Annotated in this window: 1 protein-coding gene; it reads left to right on the top strand. The window is 70.8% G+C overall.

Annotated features, from left to right (window positions below; translation table 11 throughout):
• The coding region (locus tag ACZ7DL_RS38935) for a type I polyketide synthase (RefSeq protein WP_470781781.1) at positions 1-3,491 on the top strand (3,491 nt) is incomplete at both ends.

The raw sequence follows: 3,491 nt of genomic DNA, 5'->3' as shown, positions 1-3,491 counted from the left end.
CCCTCACCACCCTCACCGACACCGGGACAACCACCCTCCTGGAGATCGGCCCCGACGCCGTACTCACCACACTCGCCACCAACCAACTCCCCACCTCGGTAACGGCAGTGGCCACCCAGCGCCGCAACCACCCCCAGCCCACGGCGCTGCTCACCGCCCTCGCCACCACCTTCACCCACGGCCACACCCTCAACTGGGACGCCTACTACACCCCCGCACACCCCCACACGACACCCCTCCCCACCTACCCCTTCCAACACAACGACCGCTACTGGCTCGCCCCGGGCAGCTCGCGGCACCGTGACGCTTCGCCGTCTGATGAGCGGTACTACCGGGTGGTGTGGCGGCCGCTCCCCGTTTCCGGGGCGCCGCGGCTCACCGGGAACTGGCTGGTCGTCGGGGCCGACGAGGGAACGCAGACTGCCGAGACCCTCGCTCGTGCGCTTGAGGCGCAGGGCGCCGATGTCATCGTGGCGCCGGCCGCCGCTGAGCTGCCCGAACTCCCGCCGCTGGAGGGAGTGCTCACGCTCGGTTCCAACCCCGAGTCACTGCTGGACCTCGTGGACGCTCCTGTCTGGTCCGTGACGACGAGCGCGGTGTCGACCTCGCCGTCCGAGCGGATCGCCACGCCCGATCAGGCACGACTGTGGGGCCTGGCAAGGGCGTGGGCGCGGGAGCGGCCGGTGCGGTGGGCCGGGATCATCGATCTTCCTGGTGAGCTCGACGAGGTGGTCGTGGCTCGTCTGGCCGCGGTGCTCACCGGCGGCGCGGCCCCGAACGACCAGCTCGCGGTACGTGCGGGGGGTGTCTTCGTACGACGGCTGATGCGGACGGCCCCGGGCAGCCACCCCGCCTGGGCCCCGCAGGGCACCGTCCTGGTCGTCGGTTCCGGCGCACTGGCGGAACGCGTCGCGGCATGGATCACGGAGCAGGGGGTGACTGCGCGGTCGGGCGGGCTCGAGGATCGCCCGGCTCTGGAGGACGCACTCGCCGATCCGTCCCTCACCGCCGTCGTGCACACCGGCGAAGGCGGTCTGGCGGTAGAGGAGATGCGCCTTCTGCATGAACTGACCGGCGAGTGGGACCTCTCCGCCTTCGTGCTGGTGTCCTCTGCCGAGGCGGTACTGGGAGGCGCGGACCAAGGCGCTGCGGCCGCCGTTCATGCCTGTGCCGAGACCATCGCCCAGATCCGGCACGCGGCGGGCCTGCCCGCCACCTCGATCGCGCTCGGCCCGTCCGATGCGGGCGACCGGCGCGGCGGTCTGCTGCCCATGTCCGCCGACACCGCCATCGAGGCACTGGCCCTGTCGGCTAGCCAGAACGAGCCGTGCGTCGTCGTCGCCGACATCGACTGGGCCGCGGTGGCCGCTGCCGAGCTTCCGGAGCGTCTCCTGGCGGTCGTCCAGGATCTGCCCGAGATACGCGAGGCCCTCGCCGGCCGGTCCGATGCGCGCCAGGACGGTGCGGCCATACGCGGTGAGCTGGCCACCCTCTCGCCGGAGGAACGGGAACGCGCGCTGCTCACCGTCGTACAGAAGGAAGCGGCGGCGGTACTCGGCCATGACGACCACACCGCCGTACGGTCACGGCAGGCCTTCAGCGACCTCGGCATGGGGTCGATGGGCGCCGTGAACCTGCGCAAACGGCTGGAGACGGCGACGGGGCTCCGCCTTCCCACCACCCTGGCCTACGACTGTCCGACGCCGCAGGCCGTCACGACGTACCTGCTCGGCGCACTGTTCGGCACCGGCACCGACTCCGCCACAGTGCCGGCTCTCACCGTCGCACCCGGTGACGAGCCGATGGCCATCATCGGGATGGCCTGCCGGTACCCGGGTGGCGTGACCTCTCCGCAGGACCTGTGGCGGTTGGTGGCCACGGGTACGGACGCCATCTCCGCCTTCCCCACCAACCGGGGATGGAACCTGGAAGAGCTGTACGACCCGGACCCCGGCAACTCCGGCACCAGCTACACCCGCGACGGCGGTTTCCTGCACGACGCGGGGGACTTCGACCCGGCGTTCTTCGGTATCTCGCCGCGCGAGGCCCTCGGTATGGACCCGCAGCAGCGCCTGTTGCTGGAGGTCGCCTGGGAAGCCCTCGAACGCGCCGGTGTGGTGGCCGACTCGGTACGCGGCCGGGAAGTCGGGGTGTTCATCGGCGGGAACGGCAACGACTACGCCTCGATGATGACTCGAGCACCCGAGGGCGTTGACGGATATCTGATGACGGGCAACGCCGCGAGCGTGGTCGCGGGCCGCATCTCGTACACCCTCGGTCTCGTGGGACCGGCGATGACGGTGGACACGGCGTGCTCGTCGTCCCTCGTGGCGCTGCATCTGGCGGGTCAGGCGCTCAGGTCGGGCGAGTGCTCCCTGGCCCTGGTGGGCGGTGTCACCTTGATGTCCACGCCGGGCACGTTCATCGAGTTCAGCCGGCAGCGGGGGCTGTCGCCGGACGGGCGCTGCAAGGCGTACTCCGCGTCGGCGGACGGCACCGGCTGGTCCGAGGGCGTCGGTGTTCTGCTGGTGGAACGCCTTTCCGACGCGCGGCGCAACGGCCACCAGGTGCTGGCCGTGGTGCGCGGCTCGGCGATCAACCAGGACGGCGCATCCAACGGCCTCACCGCGCCCAACGGCCCGTCTCAGCAACGGGTGATCCGCCAGGCCCTGGCCAGCGCCGGTCTGGCCGCGTCGGAGGTGGATGTGGTGGAGGGCCACGGCACCGGCACCAAGCTCGGCGACCCCATCGAAGCCGAAGCCCTCCTCGCCACCTACGGCCAGAACCGCCCCGCCGACCGGCCCCTCCTCCTCGGATCCATCAAGTCCAACATCGGCCACACCCAGGCCGCCGCAGGCGTCGCCGGCATCATCAAAATGGTCATGGCCATGCGCGAGGGCGTCGTCCCGCGCACGCTCCACGTGGACGAACCGTCCCCGCACGTCGACTGGACCAGCGGCGCCGTCGAACTCATCTGCGAAGAGCGGCCCTGGCCGACAACGGGTCGCCCACGCCGGGCCGGTGTGTCATCCTTCGGGGCGAGCGGAACCAACGCCCACGTCATCATCGAACAGGCTCCGGAAGCCGAGCCGGTGCAGGACACCGAGCCGGGCGTTGCTCCAGTGGTGGTGCCCTGGGTGGTGTCCGCCCGCAGTGAGGGCGCGCTGCGTGACCAGCTCAAGCGACTGCGGGAGTTCACCGACGCCTCCGACGCATCGCCGGTCGACATCGGCTGGTCACTCATCACCACCCGATCGCTGTTCGAGCACCGGGCCGTGATCCTCAACGGCGACTGGGACGCTCCCATCACCGGCCAAGCCACCCCCGGCCAGCTGGCGATGCTGTTCACCGGACAGGGCGCCCAGCACCCCGGCATGGGACGCGAACTCTACGAAACCTTCCCCGCCTACGCCCAAGCGTTCGACACCGTGGTCGCCGAACTCGACCGCCACCTCGAACGCCCCCTACGTGAAATCCTGTGGGGCACCGAC

The organism is Streptomyces sp. NPDC036984 (assembly GCF_055607665.1).
This window is presented reverse-complemented; position numbering and strand designations above follow the sequence as displayed.